20 protein-coding genes are annotated in these 24021 nt (G+C 72.6%); 13 read left to right on the forward strand and 7 right to left on the reverse strand.

Annotation, left to right across the window (positions count from 1 at the left end):
- The 3 genes from ABEA77_RS31225 to eccE form a co-directional block, all read right to left on the reverse strand.
- Positions 1–404, reverse strand: a 404-nt coding sequence (locus ABEA77_RS31225) for an SCO5717 family growth-regulating ATPase (protein ID WP_345655117.1), incomplete at its 3' end; no start/stop codon positions are given.
- A gap of 384 nt (positions 405–788) precedes the next feature.
- Positions 789–1511 carry a hypothetical protein gene (locus tag ABEA77_RS31230; protein ID WP_345655170.1) on the reverse strand — a complete coding sequence of 241 codons (723 nt, stop codon included), beginning with the start codon at positions 1509–1511 and terminating at the stop codon, positions 789–791.
- A 188-nt stretch (positions 1512–1699) separates the two neighbouring features.
- Positions 1700–2971, reverse strand: a complete 1272-nt coding sequence (gene eccE / locus ABEA77_RS31235) for a type VII secretion protein EccE (protein ID WP_345655120.1) — start codon at positions 2969–2971, stop codon at positions 1700–1702.
- Positions 2972–3219: 248 nt separating this feature from the next.
- On the opposite strand from eccE, the gene eccB reads away from it, so the two are divergent.
- The 4 genes from eccB to ABEA77_RS31255 all read left to right on the forward strand — a co-directional run bounded on the left by eccB (position 3220) and on the right by ABEA77_RS31255 (position 7062).
- Positions 3220–4767 (forward strand): type VII secretion protein EccB, encoded by a 1548-nt coding sequence (gene eccB, locus ABEA77_RS31240; RefSeq protein WP_345655123.1) that lies wholly within the window; start codon positions 3220–3222, stop codon positions 4765–4767.
- 14 nt (positions 4768–4781) lie between these two features.
- The gene (gene mycP, locus ABEA77_RS31245) at positions 4782–6167 is read left to right on the forward strand and encodes a type VII secretion-associated serine protease mycosin (RefSeq protein ID WP_345655126.1); all 1386 of its coding nucleotides are present in this window, start codon (positions 4782–4784) and stop codon (positions 6165–6167) included.
- A 155-nt stretch (positions 6168–6322) separates the two neighbouring features.
- Entirely contained in the window at positions 6323–6670 is a 348-nt protein-coding gene (locus ABEA77_RS31250; protein WP_345655129.1) for a WXG100 family type VII secretion target, read from the forward strand.
- 95 nt (positions 6671–6765) lie between these two features.
- Positions 6766–7062 carry a WXG100 family type VII secretion target gene (locus ABEA77_RS31255; RefSeq protein ID WP_345655132.1) on the forward strand — a complete coding sequence of 99 codons (297 nt, stop codon included), beginning with the start codon at positions 6766–6768 and terminating at the stop codon, positions 7060–7062.
- 55 nt (positions 7063–7117) lie between these two features.
- Here ABEA77_RS31255 and ABEA77_RS31260 read toward each other — a convergent pair whose 3' ends face one another.
- Entirely contained in the window at positions 7118–7387 is a 270-nt protein-coding gene (locus ABEA77_RS31260; protein WP_345655135.1) for a DUF397 domain-containing protein, read from the reverse strand.
- 128 nt (positions 7388–7515) lie between these two features.
- Positions 7516–11463 (reverse strand): type VII secretion protein EccCa, encoded by a 3948-nt coding sequence (eccCa, locus tag ABEA77_RS31265; RefSeq protein ID WP_345655138.1) that lies wholly within the window; start codon positions 11461–11463, stop codon positions 7516–7518.
- A 232-nt stretch (positions 11464–11695) separates the two neighbouring features.
- Here eccCa and eccD point away from each other — a divergent pair, with 232 nt between their 5' ends.
- The 6 genes from eccD (at position 11696) to ABEA77_RS31295 (ending at position 18961) form a co-directional block, all read left to right on the forward strand.
- Complete coding sequence (gene eccD, locus ABEA77_RS31270) at positions 11696–13165, forward strand: type VII secretion integral membrane protein EccD (RefSeq protein ID WP_345655141.1); 1470 nt, start codon at positions 11696–11698, stop codon at positions 13163–13165.
- Between the two features lie 231 nt (positions 13166–13396).
- Complete coding sequence (gene rpsO / locus ABEA77_RS31275) at positions 13397–13684, forward strand: 30S ribosomal protein S15 (RefSeq protein WP_345655144.1); 288 nt, start codon at positions 13397–13399, stop codon at positions 13682–13684.
- A 345-nt stretch (positions 13685–14029) separates the two neighbouring features.
- Complete coding sequence (locus ABEA77_RS31280; RefSeq protein WP_345655146.1) at positions 14030–16264, forward strand: polyribonucleotide nucleotidyltransferase; 2235 nt, start codon at positions 14030–14032, stop codon at positions 16262–16264.
- Positions 16261–17640, forward strand: coding sequence for a M16 family metallopeptidase (locus ABEA77_RS31285; RefSeq protein ID WP_345655149.1), 1380 nt, complete (start codon positions 16261–16263; stop codon positions 17638–17640). The genes ABEA77_RS31280 and ABEA77_RS31285 overlap by 4 nt, the downstream gene beginning before the upstream one ends.
- A 92-nt stretch (positions 17641–17732) precedes the next feature.
- Positions 17733–18485 (forward strand): 4-hydroxy-tetrahydrodipicolinate reductase, encoded by a 753-nt coding sequence (dapB, locus tag ABEA77_RS31290; RefSeq protein WP_345655151.1) that lies wholly within the window; start codon positions 17733–17735, stop codon positions 18483–18485.
- A 23-nt stretch (positions 18486–18508) separates the two neighbouring features.
- Positions 18509–18961, forward strand: a complete 453-nt coding sequence (locus ABEA77_RS31295; RefSeq protein ID WP_345655154.1) for a tetratricopeptide repeat protein — start codon at positions 18509–18511, stop codon at positions 18959–18961.
- Between the two features lie 52 nt (positions 18962–19013).
- Here the strand turns inward: ABEA77_RS31295 and ABEA77_RS31300 are convergent, their stop codons facing one another.
- Both ABEA77_RS31300 and ABEA77_RS31305 read right to left on the reverse strand, forming a co-directional pair.
- Positions 19014–19559, reverse strand: coding sequence for a hypothetical protein (locus ABEA77_RS31300; RefSeq protein ID WP_345655157.1), 546 nt, complete (start codon positions 19557–19559; stop codon positions 19014–19016).
- Positions 19560–19662: 103 nt separating this feature from the next.
- Positions 19663–19902: a hypothetical protein gene (locus ABEA77_RS31305; protein WP_345655160.1), complete on the reverse strand. Its 240-nt coding sequence runs from the start codon at positions 19900–19902 to the stop codon at positions 19663–19665.
- Positions 19903–20084: 182 nt separating this feature from the next.
- Between ABEA77_RS31305 and thyX the strand changes: the two genes are divergently transcribed.
- The 3 genes from thyX to ABEA77_RS31320 all read left to right on the forward strand — a co-directional run bounded on the left by thyX (position 20085) and on the right by ABEA77_RS31320 (position 23788).
- Positions 20085–20822, forward strand: coding sequence for an FAD-dependent thymidylate synthase (gene thyX / locus ABEA77_RS31310; protein WP_345655163.1), 738 nt, complete (start codon positions 20085–20087; stop codon positions 20820–20822).
- Positions 20823–21042: 220 nt separating this feature from the next.
- Positions 21043–21942: a 4-hydroxy-tetrahydrodipicolinate synthase gene (gene dapA / locus ABEA77_RS31315; RefSeq protein WP_345655166.1), complete on the forward strand. Its 900-nt coding sequence runs from the start codon at positions 21043–21045 to the stop codon at positions 21940–21942.
- A 160-nt stretch (positions 21943–22102) separates the two neighbouring features.
- Positions 22103–23788 carry a ribonuclease J gene (locus ABEA77_RS31320; protein WP_345655168.1) on the forward strand — a complete coding sequence of 562 codons (1686 nt, stop codon included), beginning with the start codon at positions 22103–22105 and terminating at the stop codon, positions 23786–23788.
- Positions 23789–24021 lie beyond the last annotated feature (233 nt).

Raw genomic sequence — 24021 nt, forward strand, 5'->3', positions numbered from 1 at the left:
GGCGCCGCAGGGGCGGGTGGCGCCCCGGGTGCGGCAGGGGCCGCTGGAGCCGCGGGTGCGGCGGGCCGGGCCGGGGGTGCGGCGTCCGGCTGTGCGGGGCCCTGCGCGGGCGCCGCCGACCAGTCGGCGGGCAGCGGCGCGGGACCGCCGGGCTCGTACCCCGCGGGCAGGCCGGGCACCGAGAGCGGCGCCCCGGTCGGCGGCGGGGGAGTGACACCGCCGGCGGCCGTGCCCTGCTCGGCCGCCGCGGCGCCCGACGCGTCCCCCGAGGCGCTCTGCGTGTACCAGGCGGGCGGGGTGTAGTCGATGGTGAACTCACCCGTCAGCTCGGGCTCCGCGTCGGACTGATCGTCCGCGGGCGGCACGCTCCAGCCGCCGCGGAACTCGTCCCGATCGCCGTTCACTTTGCCTCCTGGTGTGGTCGAGCACCCTTGTGCCGTCATGGGTGGGGGGCGACGGATGTCCTGCCCGATGTCCGGTTCGCCCGGCTCTCCCCCGGTGACGCGACCGGCCTGCCCGCAGGTTCCTGCCGCGCTTCACCCACCCTAATCATCACGGGCGCCCGAGTGGCAGGGCAGACCTCCCGCAGGACGCCTACCCGTCACGTCACGGTGTGCGTTCAACTGGGCGCCACCCGGCGCCCGATGGATACGGGTGGGGCGCAAATCCGGATATCCACTGACACAGGCGGCGCCCCACCGGGCCTCTCGGCGGCACCGGCACGCCGTACGGCCCGGGACGGCTCCACAAAAACGGCACATGCCGCCCGGCGTCCGGGACGGGCGCCCTCAGTCCATCCGGCGCGCCGAGCCCAGCAGACCGGTCTCCGCGTCCGTCGCCTGCGTCATCACGAACTGCCGGTCCCGCTCGGTGCACCAGAGCGTGACCCCGTCGGCCAGGGTCGTCAGCGCCGCGGCCTCCGCCTGCGGCAGCCCCATGATCCGGCCGATCTGCGCGCTCTCGTCAGGCGACACCCGCTGCACCCCGACAAGACCGGACTTCCGCATCAGCCCAGGCGCCACGGGACTCAGATACGGCAGCAGCGTGACGACGGACTGCCAGGGCCCCGCCACCACGCGCCCGCGCGGCGGCCGCATCCCGCAGTCCCGCACCACCACGACCGGGCTGCCGGCCGAGGCGCCCTGCGGCGGCACCCGCCCCACGTCGTGCAGCGACATACACGGCTGCCCGCCGCCCGCGGCCTGCGCCAGCGCCGACCACGCCTGCGTACGGCCGGTCTCCACCGCGACCCGCGCCCCGGTGGCCGCCGCCCGCAGGGCGAGCACCTGCGCGGTCCACAGCCCGCCGATCAGCGTCACGTCGTACGGCGTGGGCCGGTTGATCCCGAGCACCGCGGGCCTGCCGTTGGCGTCGACGCCGACGACCACCCCGTCGTCCCCCACGGGCAGGGCGAGCGACTCCAGTTGGTCGAGGGTGAGCGCGTGGCGCTCCCTGCGCGGCCCGATCAGGCCGAAGCCGATGCGCGGCCTGCCGCCCTGCGCGGGCTGCACGGGCCGCCGGACGCGGCGCGGACCCGGCCTGCCGCCCTCCGGCCCCGCGTACTGGCCGGGGACCTGGGCCCGCGGCACGGGCTGCGCCTGGTCGAGCGGCACGGAGGCCGGCAGCGGTGTGCCGAGCACGGCCTGCTGCGGAGCCCCCGCCGGGGACCCGGGCTGCGCGGGCGGAACGGGTGCGGACATCAGCGCGTACCTCCCAGCGGCAGCGTGGCCAGCACGCCCGGCACCTGCTCCCGGTCGAGCCGCACGAGCGAGGTGCGCACCCCGCGCGCGACGCGCTCCAGCTCATGGCGCGACGCGAGCAGTTCCTCGTCGCTGCGGCCGGTGACGCGGACGTGCCCGGTCACCGTGACGCCCTGCCGCTCGCCCCGGCCCACGCACAGGCTGAACGTCGTCGCCAGCGCGGGCACCGACGTCAGCAGCGCCACCAGATTCGGCATCGACGCGCCCCCGCCGCCCAGTTCGGGCCAGCGCGCCACCCAGTACGTGGTGTGCCTGCGGTCGTCGCACCGCCAGGTCCGCGACGTCTCCCTGGTGCGCCGCGGCTGCGCGCCCGCGCGGCCCGCCTGCGCGATCGCCAGCGGGCTCACGCAGGCCGAGACCGCGATCGCCCCCGTGAGCTCCTGCTCACTGAGCACCGTCGCGCTGAACCCCGCCCCCGCGAGCCTGCTCGCGAGCTGGTCGGCCGCCCGCACCACGCACTTCTGCGCACCCTCGAGACCTCCGCCGCGCGCGGCCACCGCCTCGGGGCACAGCTCGGGGTCGAGCTTCAGCGCCACCCAGGTGATCCGCAGGGCGGGCGAGCCCGTCTGCGCCTGGAGCGGCCCGTAGTTGCGCGCCGCCATCGACTGCTGCGGCAGGTGCGGCGCCGGCGCGGGCTGCGTGTGCTGCACGATCTGCGCGGACTCCAGCCGTATCCCGTCGAAGTCGAGCACCTCGCGCAGCAGCGCCACCGGCAGCGGGCGCGCCCCGCGCCCCGCGCGCAGCGCCGTGCCGTCCGACTCGACCCGCACCACCGCCGTCAGGAACGTCCCGTCGCCGATCATGCCGACGGGCCGACGGTCGCGCGCGCCGTACGCGTACGTGCGCAGCGCCGGGTCGCACTCGACCGCGGGCGCGAGGCCGGGCTCCGTGCCCTCGGGCACCGTCAGCGAGGCCGCCCTGCGGGTTCGCGCGCGCAGTGCGAGGGCCGTGCCCAGCCACTCCGGCAGCGAGCGGCGGTGCCTGCGCACCACCGCGAGCAGGACGAGCAGCACCGCGACCACCCCGGCGGGCACCAGCATCAGGGTGTCGATCACCCAGCCCACGAGCAGTACCGCCGCCGCCAGTTCGCACAGGACGACCTGGCGCATCCGCAGCGGCCCGAAGTGGCCCGGCCTCGCCGCCGCGGGCGCGGGGGCCTGCGCCAGGGGAGGCGCCGCCGCGACGGTCGGCGACTGCGTTGCGGAAGCCATGTGGTGGAACCCCCCGAATCGTCCCGATCGGCCTGCCGGGCCAGGTCATTGACGGCCGGCTCACCCTACCGGGCCCGGCCCCGCGGCGGGCCCACGGGCATCGTAGGGGCCGCGGGACGGCCGCGGGCGCCCCCGCGGCGACTGGGTAGTATCGGGCCCGGTCCGGCACCGGGCGGGCGCGGGGGGACGACGCGCCGAGGGCCCGCCGCGGCGGCCGCACCCGTGACTTCGTTGACCGATGGGGACTCATGGCATCACGGCGGGACGAACTCAACGCGTACACGTTCGCGAAGAAGCGCACGGTGGCGTCATTCCTGCAACCCTCGCCCACGGGCACCGAGGAGGGCGCGCCCCGGCCGCTGCGCGCCGTCGTGCCGAGCCTCGTCGTCGGGGCGCTCGTGCTCGCCGGGTTCGGCGCGCTCGGCATGTTCAAGCCCACCGCGCCCAAGGACTGGGACAAGCCGGGCGCCAACGTCATCGTGGGCAAGCAGTCCACCACCCGGTACGTGGTGCTGACCACCGGCACGGGCAAGGACGGGCAGACGCTGCTGCACCCCGTGCTCAACCTGGCCTCCGCGCGGCTGCTGCTCGACCCCGACCAGTTCTCCGTCGTCCAGGTCGACGACAAGGTCCTCGACGCGGGCAAGCCGCCGCGCGGCGCGATCCTCGGCATCCCCTACGCCCCCGACCGGCTGCCCAGCGCCACGGAGGCGGGCACACCGAAGCGGTGGGCGGTGTGCGAGCAGCCCGGCGGCGGCAGCGGCGGCAGTGTGCAGAAGGCCGCGTTCCTCCTCGCCCGGCGGGACTTCCACCGCACCGAGGGGCCGGACCGGCTCACCGGCGGGCAGACCCTGTACGTACGCGGGCAGGACGGCGCCCGCTACCTCGTCGGCGCCGACGGCACCAAGTACCAGGTCAAGGGGGAGCCCGACGACCACCTCACCATCTCCCTCGTCGGCGCGGGCCGCGCACCCCAGCCCGTGACCGACGACTGGCTCGCCACCCTGCACACCGGGACGCCCGTCGACTTCCCCGACCTCCCCGGCACGGTCGGCGCGCCCGCGGGCGTGGGCGGCGGCCTCACCACGCGGCAGGACCGCGTCGGCATGGTCCTCAGCGCCCAGACCGGCGCGGGCCCGCAGCAGTACGTCGTCCTGCCCGGCAGGGTCGAGCCCGTCAGCGACTTCACCGCCTGGCTGCTGATCAACTCCCCGCAGACCGACATGCTCGACATGGGCGGCCGCGCCACCACCGTCGACGCCCAGTCCTTCACCCCCCGCACCGAGTTCTTCGGCGCGGGCAACCACTGGCCGAAGCAGCGGGCCCGGCAGGTCAACGCCGTCCGGGGCGCCGGCGCGCGCGACACGGTGTGCAGCGTCCTGCGCTCCACCGGCGCCGGCGGCAGCACCACCCTGTCGGCCTGGGCGGGCCCCTCCTACCCCGCGCAGATCACCGAGGGGGACGGCACCAGCACCTACGTCACCCCCGGCAGCGGCCTCCTCTACGACGAGACGCAGGGCAACCAGTCCAAGGCCGGCGGCTCCCTGTTCCTCGTCACCGACACCGGACTGCGGTACGCGGTGCAGAGCAACGGCGACAGCGACGCCAAGCGCTCGGACATCGGCGCGGGCGACGACCAGCGGACCGAGGACGGCAGGCCCCAGCCGAGCCAGGCGCAGATACGCCTCGGCTACGCGAAGGTGACCCCGGCCGCCGTGCCGATCGCCTGGTCGTCCTTCCTGTCGAAGGGGCCGCGCCTCGACACCAACGGCGCGCGCCAGCCGCAGGGTTCATGAGAGGGACACGGGGGATGACGCACCGGCACACCACCGCACCCGTACACGCAGGGCGCCCCGGCGCAGGGCCCGCGGCGCCGCAGCCCGGCGGGACGCGCGCCCCGCTCGCCCGCGCCGTCCTCCTCGCCGCGGCCGCCGCACTCACCGGGCTCGCGGCCCTGCCGCCGAAACCTGCCGCCGCCGCACCGGCCGCGAGACCCGTTCCGGCCGCAGCCGCCCAGGCACCCGCCGCCGCACCGGCCCGGGGCCCCGCGAGCGCCCCGGCCCCCGGCCTCGACGGCAGCGGTGAGTGCACCTTCCCGATGAAGCAGCAGACACCGGGCACCCCCTGGCCGCTCCAGCGCATCCTGTTCGACGAACTCTGGAAGGACACCAAGGGCAAGGGCGTGCGCGTCGCGGTCATCGACACCGGCGTCGACACCGCCAACCGCCAGCTCAAAGGCGCGGTCGACGCCGAAGCGGGCAAGGACTACCTCGGCAGGACCCACGGCACCACCGACACCGTCGGCCACGGCACCAAGGTCGCCGGCATCATCGCGGCGCGCCCCCGCGCGGGCACCGGCTTCGTGGGCATCGCGCCCGAGGCGACGATCATCCCGATCCGGCAGAACGACGAGAAGAACAGCGGCAAGTCGGACACCATGGCCGAGGCGATCGAGTACGCAGTCGACCAGCACGCCGGCGTCATCAACATCTCCCAGGACACCTCCGAACCCCTCGGCCCCCAGTCGAAGTTGGCCAAGGCCGTGCGCTACGCGCTCGCCCACCAGGTCGTCGTGGTCGCCTCCGCGGGCAACGACGGCACCGACGGCAGGGCCCGCGACACCTACCCCGCGGCCTTCCCCGGCGTCCTCGCCGTCGCCGCGTCCGACCGCGACAACGAACGCGCCGCCTTCTCGCAGGCGGGCGCCTTCGTCGGCGTCGCGGCACCCGGCGTCGACATCGTCTCCACCGTCCCCGGCAACGGCCAGTGCCTCGACAACGGCACCAGCTTCTCCGCGCCCTACGTCGCCGGGGTCGCCGCCCTGCTGCGCGCGGAGCACCCCGGGTGGACGGCGCGCGAGGTCGTCGCGCAGATCGAGCAGACCGCCGAACGCAGCGTCAACGGGCACGACGACTTCGTCGGCTGGGGCGTCGTCGACCCGGTCGCAGCCGTCACCGGCGACAACGCCCCGCTCCAGTCACCGAGTCCGGACCCGGGGCCGCCGAAGGCGCCCGCGCCGCAGGCCGCTCCGCTCACCCTCGGCGAGAGCCCGCAGGAGCGCACCCGCCGCTACGCCACCTACACCCTGGGCATCGCCGCCGTCCTGGTCGCCGTCGTCGGCGGCACCGCGGTCGTCCTGCGCGACAGCCGCAGAAAGGCCGCCGTGCGCGCGGGCGGTGGCGCCGGACGCGGGTGACCGCCCGGTACGCGCGGCCGGCTTCCCGGTTGGAAGGGCGGAGCCGAATGACTAAAGTTGCCGTGGCTCCACGTGCGCGTGGACCGGCACAACGGGGGCGGCACCGAGCACTTCCCGCCCGTAGTGGCAGTCAGACCAGGGAGAAGAGGGGCAGGATGTCGCAAGCCGGCAAAGACCTGAACGTAACCGCGGACGACCAGACCGACCTGGCCAACCGCATCCAGAACTTCCACGAGGAGCTCCAGCGCCGCATCACCTCGCTCAACAGCGTGGTCGACCGCATCCAGGGGGGCTGGGCCGGCGCCGCGAGCAAGGCGTACGACACCGCGCAGAAGGACCTCAACATCCGTCTGCGCAAGATGCGCAGCGACCTCGTCGAACTCGAACAGATCATGCGGATGAGCGCCGACGGCTTCACCAACGAGGAGCAGGAGCGCATCAGGACGTTCCGGCAGATGGACGACACACCGGCGGGACAGAGCGCCATCCTCGGCATGGCCTGAGCCGCGCCGAGCCCGGCGCGAGCGGCCCCGGGGCCCCGCGCGCCCACCGTCGAAGCCATCACCCTGCCGTGCCGCACGGCATCGAGGAGCGAGACATGACCACAGCAGTCAACTACGACACGGTCACCACGGCCGCGAGCGACGTCCGCCGCACGGCCAGCGAGCTGACCAACGAACTCACCGACCTGATGGCCCGGGTGAAGCGGGTCGCCGAGCACTGGGACGGCCAGGCGAAGGACGCCTACCACGAGCGGCAGGCCGACCTGACCTCCCAGATGGACGGCATGAACCAGGACCTGGCCCGCATCGCGGCCCTCCTCGACGAGGCCGTCGTCGGCTACCAGGACACGGACCGGGGCAACGCCGCCCGCTTCCGCATGTCCATGGGCTGATCCGCACGCGTGAGGGGGGTGCCCGCCACCGGCGGGCACCCCCCTCACGCACGTGTCAGGCGTCCGCGGGCGGCTGGTGCGCGTCCAGGTCGAACTCCCCGTCCCGCGCGCCGAGCACGAACGCGTCCCACTCCGCCTTGGTGTAGCGGAGCACCGTCGCGTGGTCCTTCGACGACCGCATCGCCACCGCCCCCTCCGGCAGGTACGCGATCTCGACGCGCTCCTCGTCGTTCTCCGTACCGGGCGCCCCGAGCCATTCCACCCCGGAGATGTCCAGGGCGTACAGCTCCTCCTTGACGCGCTGCTTGTCCACTGCGTCGGCCATCCGCGCTTTCCTCCCGGCGCTCACTCCACTGACGTCCTGGCCCAGCCTACTTGCGGCCACCGCGCCCCGCGGCCCGTTCGCCCCGGGGCCCGTTCGCCCCGCGGCCCGTTCCACGGGCCCCCGGGTGCTCACCGCTCAGGCAGCCAGCCCGTCTGGATGAGCGGGGTGCCCCGCCTGCGGGAGACGAAGGTGCCGCGGCCCGGGGGCATGGGGCGGGCCCTGACATGGCCGAGGACGTCGCCCTCGCCGGGGTCGCCCGAGAGGACGACGCCCTGCGCGCCGAGTTCCTTCACGCGCTGCATGAACGGCTCGAAGCTGGACCGGGAGGCGCCAGCGGCGCTGCGGGCCACGATGAAGCGCACGCCCACGTCGCGGGCGAAGGGGAGGTTCTCCACCAGTCGCGCCATCGGATTGGCCGAACCCGCCGCCACCAGCTCGTAGTCGTCCACGATCACGAACAGCTGCGGCCCCGACCACCAGCTGCGGTCCCGCAGTTGCTGCGGAGTGATGTCCGGCTTCGGGGCGCGCTTGCCCATCACCGTGGCGATCGCGTCCATGTGCACGTCCATCGCGGACGCCATCGGCGCGTACTCCAGCAGGTGCGACTCGGGCACCGCCTCCAGCAGGGAGCGCCGGTAGTCGCCCACCACGATCCGTGCCTGCTCCGGCGTGTAGCGCTCGGCGAGCTGCTTGGCGATGAGCCGCAGCAGCGACGTCTTGCCCGACTCGCTCTCCCCGAAGACCACGAAGAACGGGTCGGTCTCGAAGTCGACGAACACCGGCTCCAGACCGGTCTCGTCGATGCCGATGGCGATGCCCTGCTGCGGGAACTCGAAGCCCTTCGGCAGTTGCTCCGCGGGCAGCCTGCGCGGCAGCAGCCGCACCTGCGGAGCCTCGGGCCCCGGCCAGTGGCCCCGCACCAACGCCACGAGCGCCGCCGTGCCGTCCGACAGGTCCGCCGCGTCGCTCACGCCGTCCATCCGCGGCAGCGCCGTCATGAAGTGCAGCTTCTCCGGGACCTGCCCGCGGCCCGGCACGCCCGCCGGCACGTTCGCCGCGACCTTGCGGTCGAACTCCGAGTCCATCACGTCGCCGAGGCGCAGTTCCAGGCGGCCGAGCATCTGGTCCTTGAGCGCCGAGCGGACCTCCATGTACCGCGCGGCCGTGACCACGATGTGCACGCCGTAGCCGAGGCCGCGCGCCGCGATGTCCGCGATCACCGGCTCCAGCATGTCGTACTCGTTCTTGAAGCCGCCCCAGCCGTCGATCAGCAGGAAGACGTCGCCCCACTGCTCGCCCTCGAAATCGCCCGCGGCACGCCTGCGCCGGTACGTGCCGATCGAGTCGATGCCCTGCGAACGGAACAGCTCCTCGCGGCGGTTGAGCACTCCCAGCACCTCGGCGACCGTCCGCCGCACCCGCTCGGGGTCGAGCCGTGACGCCACCCCGCCGACATGCGGGAGGCCGGCCAGCGACGCCAGGCCGCCACCGCCGAAGTCGAGCCCGTAGAACTGCACTTCGGCGGGCGTGTGGGTGAGCGCGAACGACGCGACCAGCGTCCGCAGCAGCGTCGACTTGCCGGACTGCGGGCCGCCGACCACCAGCATGTGGCCCGCCGCGCCGGCGAAGTCCCGGTAGAGCACCTCGCGCCGCTGCTCGAAGGGCTTGTCGATCAGGCCGAGCGGCACCACGAGACCGCCGGGGCGCGTGTACTCGACGGCCGTCAGACCGCGCCGCTCGGTGGGCGCGATCCCCGGCAGCAGGTAGTCGAGCGTCGGCGCCCGGTCGAGCGGCGGCAGCCACACCTGGTGCGCGGGCACCCCCTGCCCGTCGAGCCGCCGCACGATCACGTCGAGCACGGTGTCCGCGAGCGCCTCGTCCTCGCGCTCCACCGGCGCGGCCGCCACCGCTGGGCCCGCGTACACCACCGGCACCGGGGTCGCGGTGAACACCGCGGGCCGCCGGTCCACCGGCAGCTGCCCCGCCGGCACCTCGGGTCCGCCGGAGCGGTACGTGCCCGACACGTACGCCGCCTTGAACCGCGTCATCTCGTCCGTGCCGAACTTCAGATACCCGGAGCCGGGCACCGCGGGCAGGTGGTAGGCGTCCGGCACCCCGAGCGCCGTCCGCGACTCCGCCGCGGAGAACGTCCGCAGCCCGATCCGGTACGAGAGGTACGTGTCGAGCCCGCGCAGCCTGCCCTCCTCAAGGCGCTGCGACGCCAGCAGCAGATGCACGCCGAGCGAGCGGCCGATCCGGCCGATCTGGATGAACATGTCGATGAAGTCGGGCTTAGCGGTGAGGAGTTCGGAGAACTCGTCGATCACGAGGACCAGCGAGGCCAGCGGTTCGAGGGCCGCGCCCGCCGCCCGCGCCTTCTCGTAGTCGTGGATGTTCGCGTAGTTGCCCGCGGCCCGCAGCAGCTCCTGCCGCCGCTGCAGCTCGCCCCGGATCGCGTCGCCCATGCGGTCCACCAGCGTCAGGTCGTCCGCCAGGTTGGTGATGACCGCCGCCACGTGCGGCATCCGCGACATCCCGGCGAACGTGGCCCCGCCCTTGAAGTCCGCGAGCACGAAGTTCAGCGTCTCCGACGAGTGGGTCACCGCGAGCCCCAGCACCAGCGTGCGCAGCAGCTCCGACTTGCCTGAACCCGTCGCGCCCACGCACAGCCCGTGCGGGCCCATGCCCTCCTGCGCGGCCTCCTTCAGGTCCAGCATCACCGGGCTGCCGTCCTCGCCCACCCCGATCGGCACCCGCAGCCGCTCCGCCGTGGACCGAGGCCGCCAGGTGCGCGCCACGTCGACGGCGCCCGCGTCGCCGAGGTTCAGCAGATCCGTGAAGTCGAGGTTCGCCAGCAGCGGCTCGTCCTCGTCGCCGCCGCCCGTGCGCAGCGGGGCGAGCTGCCGTGCCAGCGCCTCGGCCGCCGGCAGTGACAGGCCGTCAGGCACCCCCTCGTACGCCATGCCGCCGCCCGACTCCAGCCGCAGCCACCCCGGGTGCACGGCCGCGGAAAGACCGCCCCGCAGCTCGTCGAGGTCGCCGCCGACCAACTCGACGACCGTCACGCCCTGCACGCCCTCCGCCGCGGCGAACAGCGAGTCGGGCGGCACCATCCCGCCGTCCAGCACCACCACGACGTGCGGCTGGTCGAGCACCGGCTGCGTGTCGCGCCCGAACCGCGGCCGCCCGTCGAGCCGCGGCCGCAGCAGCCGCTCGATCTCGCCCAGGTCGTCACCGAAGAGACGCTTCGTCCCCGCTCCGTCGAGCTGCCCTGGCACCTGCGTGTGCGGCAGCCACTTCGTCCAGTCCCACCGGCCCACCGCCTGCGGCGCCGCCACCACCGCGACCACCAGGTCCTCCGGCGAGTGCAGCGTCACCAGCTGCGCCACCAGCGCCCGCGCCGCCGCCTGCGCGGACTCCGGCTCGCCCGACACCGTCACGTGGTAGAACGCCCGCATCGACACCGCCATCGGCAGCGAGTCCAGCGAACCGTGCACCGCGAGGAAGCGCTGCATCGCGCCCGCCGTCAGCGGTTCGAGCTCGTCCACCGGCGCGGTGTCGGGGGCCACCAGCGGCGTCGCGAGCTGCTGCGCGCCGAGCCCGATCCTGACCTGCCCGAAGTCCGCGTCCCCGACCCGGCGCTCCCAGATCCTCGAACCCTCGGCGACCACCGCCCACAGCTGCTCCGGCGCCGGGTGCAGATACAGCTGCGCGTCGCGCTGCGCCCGCGCCGTCCTGCGCACCGCGCGCCGCGACTGCGACAGGTACTTGAGGTAGTCCCGCCGCACGTCGGCCATTTGCCCCTGCGTACCGCGGCGGAAGCGGAAGATCTGCGCGATCACCATGCCGACCGTCGAGACCAGCATCAGCACGCCCATGATGCGCATGAAAGGAGCGGCCTGCGGCGAGAAGAAGAACACCACGGACGAGCCCATGCCGAGCACCGGCAGGAGCTGCATCAGCATGCCCTCCTGCTGCCCCCGCGGCAGCTCCGGCGGGGCCTCCAGGGCCAGCGGTTCCGCGGGCACTTCGGGCGGAAGCGACCGCGGCGGTCGTTTGACGACGATCTGGCTCACCGACGCACCAATTCCTCAATACGGGCGGATGGTTCCGTACCGGCGCCCCCGTGGCGGCGGCTCACGTGCAGCACGCGATCCTACTGGCAGCACCCCGCGGCAGGGCCCGGTAGGGTGGCGCGCGCACCGTGCGCGACCGCGAAGCCGAAGGCGGCAGGGCAGCCGCCGCACCCGGCGCGGCGACCGGCGCGAAAACGGGCGGGAACCAGGCGTGATCAGGGGGACGGAACACGTGAGTACGAGCACGGCGTCGGGGTTCTGCCGCGTGACGGTCGTCGCCCCCGACAGCAGGATCGACGTGGCGCTCCCCGAGGACATCGCCGTCGCCGACATCTACCCGGAGATCCTCCGGCTCACCGGCCAGACCCAGCCCGCGGGCGCCCCCACCGGCTACCACCTCGTGCGCCGCGACGGCACCGTGCTCGACGGCTCCCGCACCCTCGCCGCGCAGCAGGTGCTCGACGGCGAGGTGCTCGCCCTGCGGCCGTTCGCCGAGTCCCTTCCGCCCGCCGTCTTCGACGACGTGTCCGACGCCGTCGCCGCCGCCGTGCGCCGCGACCGGCACCTGTGGAGCGACGACCTGATGCGCGGCGCGGGCCTCGCCGCCGGCGGCCTGCTCCTGGTGCTCCTCGGCTTCGTCCTCTGGTTCGCCGACCCGGTGCGCCACGACATGCACGGCCTGCCCGGCATCATCGCGGGCGGCGCGGGCGTCCTGCTCACCGCGCTGTCCGGGGTACGGGCCCGGGTCTACGCCGACCGCACCGCCGCCGTCGCCCTCGGCCTCGGCGCGCTCCCGCTGCTGCTCATCGGCGGCTCCGGGATCCTCGGCCCCGACGCAGGCCAGGGGCCGGGACGCCTGCAGTTCCTGCTCGGCTGCGTCACCGTCCTGGTCGCGTCCGTCGCGCTCGTCGCGCTCACCCCGAGCGGCGACGCCCCCTTCGTCGCCGCCACCTTCCTCGCCACCGTCGGCACCCTCGCCACCTTCGGCGCGATCCTCACGGGCGCCTCGCCCCGCGAGACCGCCGCCGTGTGCGCGCCCGTCGCGGTCGGCCTCGTCGCCTTCCTGCCGGGACTCTCCGCCCGCTTCGCCCGCCTGCCCATCGGCTACGCCGCGCCCCGCGGCGCCGCCGACGGGCCGGGCGCCGCAGAGGCCGACCCCGCCGCCGCGGCGGAACCCGTCGACACCGAGCGCATCGCCGCCCAGGCACGCCGCGGTCACGAGATGCTCCTCGGCCTCGTCGGCGGCTGCTCCGCCACCGTCGTCGGCGCCGCCGCCGTCCTCGGCTTCTCCGACAACCTGTACGGGCAGCTCCTCGCCCTCGCCTCGGGACTCGCGATGCTGCTGCGCGCCCGCCTCTTCCGCTACACCTCGCAGGTGTGCTGCGCGCTCGTCGCCGGCCTCGCCGCCGTCGCCCTCCTCGTGCTCGGCCTCTGCCTGAACCCGCCCGCGGGGCCCGTCGACCAGCTGCTCCGCTACGGCGACCACGGCCCGCTCGACCTGCGTACCGTCTGGCTCGCGGCGAGCGTCGCGGTCGGCGCGGCCCTGCTCACCGCCATCGGCCTGATCATCCCGCGCAAGGGGCTCTCACCGTTCTGGGGCCGCCTCCTCGACCTCGCGGAGGGCGCCGTCCTGCTCTCCCTCGTACCGCTGTGCCTCGCCGTCCTCGACGTCTTCGCCAGGGCCCGCGCCCTCACCGGCTGACCCGCGGCCCGGGGGTCCCGCGGGGGACGGGGGAGCGCGGTCGGGGGCGCCCCGACCGGCTGGTAGGCTGACCACTACCCGTACGTCCGCCCACCTCCACGGTGCGGCAGCCGCCGCGCACCCCGCGGCCGGCGCCCCAGGACGCACGGGACGGCCTCCCGAGTCACGGAAGTCCCCCGGAGAATACGACCCGGGGCACTCGGCGGCCCACGAAGACCACGAGGAGTACGCGTGTCGCTCGACACCGCCACCAAGAAGCAGATCATGGACGAGTTCGGCACCAAGGAAGGTGACACCGGCTCTCCCGAGGTCCAGGTCGCCCTCCTTTCGCGCCGGATCTCGGACCTGACCGAGCACCTCAAGACCCACAAGCACGACCACCACTCCCGGCGTGGTCTGCTGATCCTGGTGGGCCAGCGCCGCCGTCTGCTCCAGTACCTGGCCAAGAAGGACATCCAGCGCTTCCGTACGCTGGTCGATCGCCTCGGCATCCGCCGCGGCGCCGCGGGCGCCAAGTAGCAGCGCGCGAAGGGAGCGGTTCCCGCCCGGGAACCGCTCCCTTCGCCGTATGCACGGCCCGGCCGGAATGTCGTCCCGGGCCGCGGCTCAGTACTCTGGCTGACGAGCACGTGGAAAAACAGCACAACAGAACACAGAAGTGAGCGAGGAGGAGCGCCCTCCGCCGCCGCCGGTCCTCGGTAGTGGCATCCGGAAGACGCGCCCGCGCCAGGGAGTACCCCCGAGGGAAGCCCCGCCGCGCGTGCGCACCGGCTGCTTCGATCGAAGACCGGCAAGCACCAAGGAGCGCCCCTCCCAGCGTCCGCCGCCACACGGGCGGCAGACGAAGACGAGGAGAAAACACTGGTGGAGAACGAGACCCACTACGCCGAGGCCGTCATCGACAACGGCTCCTTCGGCACCCGCACCATCCGCTTCGAGACGGGCCGTCTGGCCAAGCAGGCCGCCGGGTCCGCCGTCGCGTACCTGGACGACGACACCATGGTGCTGTCGGCCACCACCGCCTCGAAGAACCCCAAGGACCAGCTCGACTTCTTCCCCCTCACGGTGGACGTCGAGGAGCGCATGTACTCGGCCGGCAAGATCCCCGGCTCCTTCTTCCGCAGGGAGGGCCGCCCCTCCGAGGACGCCATCCTCACCTGCCGCCTGATCGACCGGCCGCTGCGCCCCTCGTTCAAGAAGGGCCTGCGCAACGAGATCCAGATCGTCGAGACGATCATGGCGCTCAACCCCGACCACCTCTACGACGTGGTCGCCATCAACGCCGCCTCCTGCTCCACGCAGCTGGCCGGCCTGCCCTTCTCCGGCCCCATCGGCGGCACCCGCGTCGCCCTCATCAAGGGCCAGTGGGTCGCCTTCCCGACCCACACCGAGCTGGAGGACGCCGTCTTCGACATGGTCGTCGCCGGCCGGGTCCTCGAAGACGGCGACGTCGCGATCATGATGGTCGAGGCCGAGGCCACCGAGAAGACCATCCAGCTCGTGAAGAACGGCGCCGAGGCCCCCACCGAGGAGGTCGTCGCCGCAGGACTCGAAGCCGCGAAGCCCTTCATCAAGGTCCTCTGCCGCGCCCAGGCCGACCTCGCCGCCAAGGCAGCCAAGCCCACCGGCGAGTTCCCGATCTTCCTCGACTACCAGGACGACGTCCTTGAGGCGCTCACCGCCGCCGTCAGGGACGAGCTCGCCCAGGCCCTCACCATCGCGGGCAAGCAGGACAGGGAGGCCGAGCTCGACCGCGTCAAGGGCCTCGCCGCCGAGAAGCTGCTCCCGCAGTTCGAAGGCCGCGAGAAGGAGATCTCCGCCGCCTACCGCGCCCTCACGAAGTCCCTGGTGCGCCAGCGCGTCATCAAGGACAAGGTCCGCATCGACGGCCGCGGCGTCACCGACATCCGCACCCTCGCCGCCGAGGTCGAGGCCATCCCGCGGGTGCACGGCTCCGCCCTGTTCGAGCGCGGCGAGACCCAGATCCTGGGCGTCACCACGCTCAACATGCTCCGCATGGAGCAGCAGCTCGACACCCTCTCCCCGGTGACGCGCAAGCGCTACATGCACAACTACAACTTCCCGCCGTACTCCACCGGCGAGACCGGCCGCGTGGGCTCCCCGAAGCGCCGCGAGATCGGCCACGGCGCCCTCGCCGAGCGTGCCCTCGTCCCGGTCCTGCCGACCCGCGAGGAGTTCCCCTACGCGATCCGCCAGGTCTCCGAGGCCCTCGGCTCCAACGGCTCCACGTCGATGGGCTCCGTCTGCGCCTCCACCATGTCGCTGCTGAACGCGGGCGTGCCCCTCAAGGCCCCCGTCGCCGGCATCGCCATGGGCCTCATCTCCCAGGAGATCGAGGGCGAGACCCACTACGTCACCCTCACCGACATCCTCGGTGCGGAGGACGCCTTCGGCGACATGGACTTCAAGGTCGCCGGCACCAAGACGTTCGTCACCGCGCTCCAGCTCGACACCAAGCTCGACGGCATCCCCGCCTCCGTGCTCGCCGCCGCGCTGAAGCAGGCAAGGGACGCGCGCCTGCACATCCTCGACGTGATGAACGAGGCCATCGACGTCCCCGACGAGATGTCCCCGAACGCGCCGCGCATCATCACCGTCAAGATCCCGGTGGACAAGATCGGCGAGGTCATCGGCCCCAAGGGCAAGATGATCAACCAGATCCAGGAGGACACCGGCGCCGACATCACCATCGAGGACGACGGCACCATCTACATCGGCGCCGCCGACGGCCCCTCCGCCGAGGCCGCCCGCACCACGATCAACGGCATCGCCAACCCGACCATGCCCGAGGTGGGCGAGCGCTACCTCGGCACGGTCGTCAAGACGACCACCTTCGGCGCGTTCGTCTCCCTGCTCCCCGGCAAGGACGGCCTGCTCCACATCTCGCAGATCCGCAAGCTCGCCGGCGGCAAGCGCGTGGAGAACGTCGAGGACGTCCTCGGCGTCGGCCAGAAGGTCCAGGTCGAGATCGCCGAGATCGACCAGCGCGGCAAGCTCTCCCTCATCCCCGTCATCGAGGGCGAGGGCGGCGAAGACGACAGCAAGACCGACGAGGCGAAGGACGCAGACGCCAAGTGACGTCCCCCGGCCTCAAGGCGACGGCCCGCACCTCATCCGAGGCGCGGGCCGTCGCCCGTACCCGAACCCTCGTCAAGGGCGAGAACGGCGTCGGCACCGTACGCCGCACCACCCTCCCCGGCGGCCTCCGCGTCGTCACCGAAACTCTCCCGTCCGTGCGTTCCGCGACCTTCGGCATCTGGGTCCAGGCAGGCTCACGCGACGAGACCCCCGCACTCGGCGGCGCCACCCACTACCTCGAACACCTCCTCTTCAAGGGCACCGAGCGGCGCAGCGCCCTCGACATCTCGTCCGCCATCGACGCGGTCGGCGGCGAGATGAACGCCTTCACGGCGAAGGAGTACACCTGCTACTACGCGCGGGTCCTCGACACCGACCTGCCGCTCGCCGTCGACATCGTCTGCGACATGCTCACCGGCTCCCTCATCGAGCCCGCCGACGTCGAGGCGGAGCGCGGGGTCATCCTCGAAGAGATCGCCATGACCGACGACGACCCCGGCGACATCGTCCACGACCTGTTCGCGCAGACCATGTTCGGGGACACCCCGCTCGGCCGCCCCGTCCTCGGCACCGTCGACACCGTCGAGGCCCTCGACCGCGACCGCATCGCCCGCTACTACCGCAAGCACTACGACCCGCGGCACCTGATCGTCGCCGCCGCGGGCAACGTCGACCACACCGCCCTCGTACGGCAGGTGCGCACCGCCTTCGAGAGGGCGGGCGCCCTCACCCGCACCGACGCGGCACCCCTGCCCCCGCGCTCCGGCCGGCGCGCCCTTCGCACCGCGGGCAAGGTCGACGTCCTCGACCGCTCCACAGAACAGGCCCACCTCATCCTCGGCATGCCGGGACTCGCCCGCACCGACGAACGCCGCTGGGCCCTCGGCGTCCTCAACACCGCCCTCGGCGGCGGCATGAGCTCCCGCCTCTTCCAGGAGGTACGGGAGAAGCGCGGCCTCGCCTACAGCGTCTACTCGTACACCTCGGGCTTCGCCGACTGCGGCCTCTTCGGTGTCTACGCGGGCTGCCGCCCCGCCCAGGTCGCCGACGTCCTGGGGATCTGCCGCGACGAACTCCACCGCGCGGCCACCGAGGGGCTCGACGACGACGAACTCGCCCGCGCCGTCGGCCAGCTCTCCGGCGCCACCGTCCTCGGCCTCGAAGACACCGGCGCCCTCATGAACCGCGTCGGCAAGAGCGAACTGTGCTGGGGCGACCACCTCTCCACCGACGACCTCCTCGCGAGGATCGCCGCGGTCACCCCGGACGACGTCCGCGAGGTCGCCCGCGATGTACTGGGACAGCGCCCCTCGCTCGCGGTCATCGGACCGCTCGGCGACAAGGACGCCGCCCACCTCGACGAAGCGGTCTCCTGACCCGGCACCACCACGGACGCTCCCGCACCCCGGCGGACACCCGCACCGCCCCGCAGACCCGCACCACCACGAAACCGGAGGAACACCGAGCGATGAGCAAGCTGCGCGTGGCCGTACTCGGCGCCAGGGGCCGCATCGGCTCCGAGGCGGTACGGGCCGTCGAGGCCGCCGACGACATGGAACTGGTCGCCGCGCTCGGCCGGGGCGACACGCTGGACACCCTCACCGAGACCGGCGCCCAGGTCGCCGTCGAGCTCACCACCCCCGCCTCCGTCATGGGCAACCTCGACTTCCTCGTACGGCACGGCATCCACGCCGTCGTCGGCACCACGGGCTGGACCGAAGAACGCCTCGCCGAACTCGGCACCTCGCTCGCCGCCTCGCCCGCGACCGGCGTGCTCATCGCACCGAACTTCTCCATCGGCGCCGTCCTCACCATGAAGTTCTCCGAGATCGCCGCCCGCATGTTCGAGTCCGTCGAGATCGTGGAACTCCACCACCCCGGCAAGGCCGACGCCCCCTCGGGCACCGCCGCCAGGACCGCTCAGCTCGTCGCAGGAGCCCGGGCCGCCGCAGGACTCGGCGCCCAGCCCGACGCCACGAAAACCGCACTCGACGGCGCCCGCGGCGCCGACATCGACGGCGTCCCCGTGCACTCCGTACGCCTGCGCGGCCTCCTCGCCCACCAGGAGGTCATCCTCGGCGGCGAGGGCGAGACACTCACCATCCGCCACGACTCCCTGCACCACAGCAGCTTCATGCCGGGCATCCTGCTCGGCGTACGGCGCGTCACCACCACCCCGGGCCTCACCTTCGGCCTGGAACACTTCCTCGACCTCGCCTGAGCGGACCGGACCCCACCACACCCATGAGCGCGAAGATCACCTACGTCGTCGGCGCCGTCGTCCTCGTCTTCTACTTCGTCCTGGCGGGGACACGCGGCGTCTGGCTCATCCAGGCAGGCACCCCCGTCACGGTCGTCTTCGGCGTCGCAGTCCTGATCCTGCCGCTCATCGGGGCCTGGTTCCTCTGGCAGAACACCCGTTTCGTCACCCGCGCCAACGCCCTCGCCGCCGAACTCGACGCCGAGGGCGGCCTGCCCGTAGACGAACTCGCCCGCACCCCGGACGGCCGCATCGACCGCGACTCGGCCGACGCCGTCTTCGCACGCCGCCGCGCCGAGACCGAGGACGCCCCCGACGACTGGCGCTGCTGGTTCCGCCTCGCCGTCGCCTACCGCGACGCCCGCGACACACCGAGGGCCCGCAAGGCGATGCAGCGTGCCATAGCGCTCCACGACGGGCGACCCGTGCGCGCCTGACCCCCGCACCACCCCGCGGGCCCCTGAAGACCGCGAAGGAGCGCCTGCGGCCTCAGCGGGCGCGCCCGTACTCCGCGCCCCACGCCTCCACCGTGTCCGCCGCCCGGTCGAAGGCGTCACCGCTCGCCAGGAAGTCCGCGCTGTGCGTCGTCAGCAGCGCCACCCGCTCACCCCGGTGCCGTTCGAGCACCAGCGCCTGGCCCTGCACCGTACGCGGCAGCCCCAGCCAGCGCACCGGCTGCTGCACCGTACGCACCGCCGCGGCCTGCTCCCACGCCACGGTCGACGTGCGCAGCAGACCCACCCTGCGCACACCGTGCCTGCTCACCCACGTCCCCATCCGCAGCATCCGCAGGGCCACCGCGATCACCACCACGGAGACCACGGCGCACACCACGGCACCGGACCCGCCCGCGGCCAGCGCGGTCACCACGGTCGCGAACAGGATGAACGACGAGAGCAGCAGCAGAACCGCGGCGACCCCCACCCGCCAGGGACCCGGCCGGTAGGGGCGCCGCCAATGATCGTGGTCGTCGTACGGCAACGCGGCATCCGCCGCGTCGAACGCACGATCGGCCGTCAGGAAGGACAAGGGCACGACTGATCCTCACTCACAAGCACGCTCGATTGCTGTGCCCGGTGAGGCTACCGAGACCCGTGCGCCCGGACCACCCGAGGGGCCGGGCGCACGGCCCCGACGCTCAGCGGTGCTGCGCCGCCTCCGACTGCTGCGCGTGGTGCAGCGCCGGGTTGTCCTGGAGCGCCGGCATCCCGAACAGCAGGGAACCCGCGAACGCCGCGGCGATGACCAGCCCGGTCAGCACCCGCCCCGCCAGCTCGCCGCGGGCCGGCCGCTGCTTCGGCGGCGGCTCGACATGGCTGCGGAAGCGCTCGGCCTCGGCGAGAAAGCTGAACGGTACGTCCTCACGTCGGCGGAACATGGGTCGGCCTCCTCTGGTACCTCGGTGCCCGTACTCGGCAGTCCTGCTGTTCAGACAGACGCAGAACAAACCGCTCAGGTGCCCGAATTCCCCGAAAGAGGGAGAACGACCTGGCGGCGGGCGCACCCGCACCGCCCTCTACAGTGGGCCCGCACGTGTACAGAAACGGGAGGATCCCGCAGGTGAGCACCGACACGACCGGGCCTGAGCCGAGTTTCCGCAGCGACGTCACCGTCGAGCTGGTGAAGCACAGCGCCGCCGACTCCGACGTCCTGTGGGCGGCCCGCGTCTCCACAGCGGGCGAGCAGTCCCTCGACGAGCTGACGAAGGATCCCGAGCGCTCCAAGGGCCTGATCAACTACCTCATGCGGGACCGCCACGGCAGCCCCTTCGAGCACAACTCGATGACCTTCTTCGTCAGCGCCCCCATCTTCGTCTTCCGCGAATTCATGCGCCACAGGGTCGGATGGTCTTACAACGAGGAGTCAGGGAGGTACCGGGAGCTGCTGCCGGTGTTCTACGTGCCGGCCGCCGAGCGCAAGCTCGTGCAGCAGGGGCGGCCCGGCAAGTACGAGTTCGTGCACGGGACCGAGGAGCAGCGCGCCACGGTCACCGCGGCGATGGAGGAGTCGTACCGGCGCTCGTACGGGGCGTACCGGGAGATGCTGGCGGCGGGCGTCGCGCGGGAGGTGGCGCGGGCGACGCTGCCCGTGGGGCTGTTCTCGTCGATGTACGCGACGTGCAACGCGCGGTCGCTGATGCACTTCCTCGGCCTGCGCACGCAGCACGAGCTGGCGAAGGTGCCCTCGTTCCCGCAGCGGGAGATCGAGATGGTGGGGGAGCGGATGGAGGAGCACTGGCGCACCCTGATGCCGCTCACCCACGCCGCCTTCAACGCCAACGGCCGGGTCGCCCCCTGACCTGCGGCTCCGTCCCACGGGACACGGCCGCAGCCGGGGCCGGGGCACAAAGGTACGGTCCCGGGAGAGCAGTGTCCGTATTGCGGGGTTTCGAGAAGTTCATCTAGGCTGATCAAACGGACCCGGCACTGCTTGAACCCCCGAGCAGGCAGTGCCGGGCTCCTCCTGTCCGGAGCCCCGAGACCACACGGCGGGCTGAGCAGCGAGTAGCGTGTTACCCATGGCTCTGACCTCTACTCCGCAGACCCCCTTCGGGAGGGTCCTCACCGCCATGGTCACGCCCTTCACGGCGGACGGCGCGCTCGACGTCGACGGTGCCCAGCGGCTCGCCGCCCACCTGGTGGACGCAGGCAACGACGGCCTGGTCATCAGCGGCACCACCGGCGAGTCCCCGACCACCACGGACGCGGAGAAAGAGCAGCTGGTGCGGGCCGTGGTGGAGGCGGTAGGAGACCGCGCCCACGTCATCGCGGGCGTCGGCACCAACGACACCCGGCACAGCCTGGAACTCGCGCGCGCCGCAGAACAGGCCGGCGCGCACGGGCTGCTCGCGGTCACCCCGTACTACAGCAAGCCGCCCCAGGAGGGCCTCCACCAGCACTTCACGGCGATCGCGGACGCCACGGAGCTGCCGGTCATGCTGTACGACATCCCCGGGCGCAGCGGCATCCCGATCGACACCGAGACCATGATCCGTCTCGGGCAGCACCCGCGGATCGTCGCGAACAAGGACGCCAAGGGCGACCTCGGCAGGGCCAGCCTCGCGATCGCCGAGTCCGGGCTCGCCTGGTACTCGGGCGACGACATGCTCAACCTGCCGCTGCTCTCCGTCGGAGCCGTCGGCTTCGTCTCGGTCGTGGGCCATGTCGCCACGCCCGAGCTGCGCGAGCTCGTCACGGCGTTCAGCCACGGCGACGTGCAGAAGGCGGCGGAGATCCACCAGAAGCTGCTCCCGGTCTTCATCGGGATGTTCCGCACGCAGGGCGTCATCACGTCGAAGGCGGCCCTCGCCCTGCGGAACCTCCCGGCGGGCCCCCTGCGTCTTCCGCTGGTCGGGCTCACCGAGCAGGAGACCGCTCAGCTCAAGCACGACCTCGCCGCGGGCGGGGTACAGCTCTGACAACCAGACTTCACAACTGAATAGCTGAAGACGTTACGTCGGCGACGACGAACGGAACACGACCGGGAGCCGCTCCCGGACCACTCCAACTGCACCTGCACGAATGTCATGCGCGCCACGTGCCCCAGCGGCACGTGGCGCGTGTGGTGAGGAGAGTCTTTTGAGTCATCCGCATCCTGAACTCGGTGCCCCGCCGAAGCTGCCCAAGGGCGGCCTGCGCGTCACCCCGCTCGGTGGCCTCGGCGAGATCGGCCGCAACATGACGGTCTTCGAGTACGGCGGACGCCTGCTCATCGTCGACTGCGGCGTCCTCTTCCCCGAGGAGGAGCAGCCCGGTGTCGACCTGATCCTGCCCGACTTCACCATCCTCAAGGACCGGCTGAACGACATCGAGGGTGTCGTCCTCACGCACGGACACGAGGACCACATCGGCGGGGTGCCCTATCTGCTCCGCCTGAAGCCCGACATCCCGCTCATCGGCTCCAAGCTGACGCTGGCCCTGATCGAGGCCAAGCTCCAGGAGCACCGGATCCGCCCGTACACGCTGGAGGTGGAGGAGGGGCACCGCGAGCGCATCGGCCCCTTCGACTGCCAGTTCGTCGCGGTGAACCACTCCATCCCCGACGCCCTCGCGGTCGCCATCCGCACCCCCGCGGGCATGGCCGTGCACACCGGCGACTTCAAGATGGACCAGCTGCCGCTGGACCGCAGGCTCACCGACCTGCCCACCTTCGCCAAGCTCGGCGAGGAGGGCATCGACCTGCTCCTGGTGGACTCCACCAACGCCGAGGTCCCCGGTTTCGTCCCGCCGGAGCGCGACATCTCCGGGGTACTGCGCCAGGTCTTCGCGAACGCGCGCAAGCGCATCATCGTGGCGAGCTTCGCGAGCCACGTCCACCGCATCCAGCAGATCCTCGACGCGGCGCACGAGTACGGCCGGCGTGTGGCCTTCGTCGGCCGCTCCATGGTCCGCAACATGGGCATCGCCCGAGACCTCGGCTACCTGAAGGTGCCGCCGGGCCTCGTGGTGGACGTCAAGACGCTGGACGACCTGCCGGACGAAGAGGTCGTGCTGGTCTGCACGGGCTCGCAGGGCGAGCCGATGGCCGCGCTGTCCCGCATGGCCAACCGCGACCACCAGATCCGCATCGTCCAGGGCGACACGGTGATCCTCGCGTCGTCCCTGATCCCCGGCAACGAGAACGCGGTGTACCGCGTGATCAACGGCCTGACGCGCTGGGGCGCGGACGTCGTGCACAAGGGCAACGCCAAGGTGCACGTCTCGGGGCACGCCTCGGCGGGCGAACTCCTGTACTTCTACAACATCTGCAAGCCGAAGAACCTCATGCCGGTCCACGGCGAGTGGCGCCACCTGCGCGCCAACGCCGAACTCGGAGCGCTGACGGGGGTCCCCAAGGACCACATCGTCATCGCGGAGGACGGCGTGGTGGTCGACCTGGTCGACGGCAAGGCCAGGATCACCGGCAAGGTCCAGGCGGGGTACGTGTACGTGGACGGCCTCTCGGTCGGAGACGTGGACGAGACCTCCCTGAAAGACCGCCGCATCCTCGGCGACGAGGGCATCGTGTCGGTGTTCGTGGTGGTGGACTCCACCACGGGCAAGGTGGTCGGCGGCCCGCACTTCAACGCGCGCGGCTCCGGCATCGACGACGCGGCGTTCACGGCGGTCCAGTCGAAGGTGGACGAGGCGATCGCGAGATCGGCCCAGGACGGCGTCTCGGACCCGCACCAGCTCCAGCAGCTGGTGCGGCGCACGGTGGGCAAGTGGGTGTCCGACACCTACCGCAGGCGCCCGATGATCCTTCCTGTGGTCGTCGAGGTCTGACGGCCCGTCGGTACATCTCCGGAGCGGGGGGCCCGATTTGCATCGGGGCCCCCCGCTCCAGTACGTTTCAGTCTCCACCGGAACGCAGCAGCGGGTACGTATGTGCCCGGCGAAGCGGCGAGAGAGTGGAAAACAGCCCGGAAATCTTCTGATAAAGTCGGGCACACGCCGAAAGGCAAGAAACACCGAAGGGAAAGCCCGGAGGAGCCCTGGGAGGGGGTCCGATGGAAGCG

The organism is Streptomyces tremellae, assembly GCF_039540215.1.
Lineage (GTDB): Bacteria > Actinomycetota > Actinomycetes > Streptomycetales > Streptomycetaceae > Streptomyces > Streptomyces tremellae.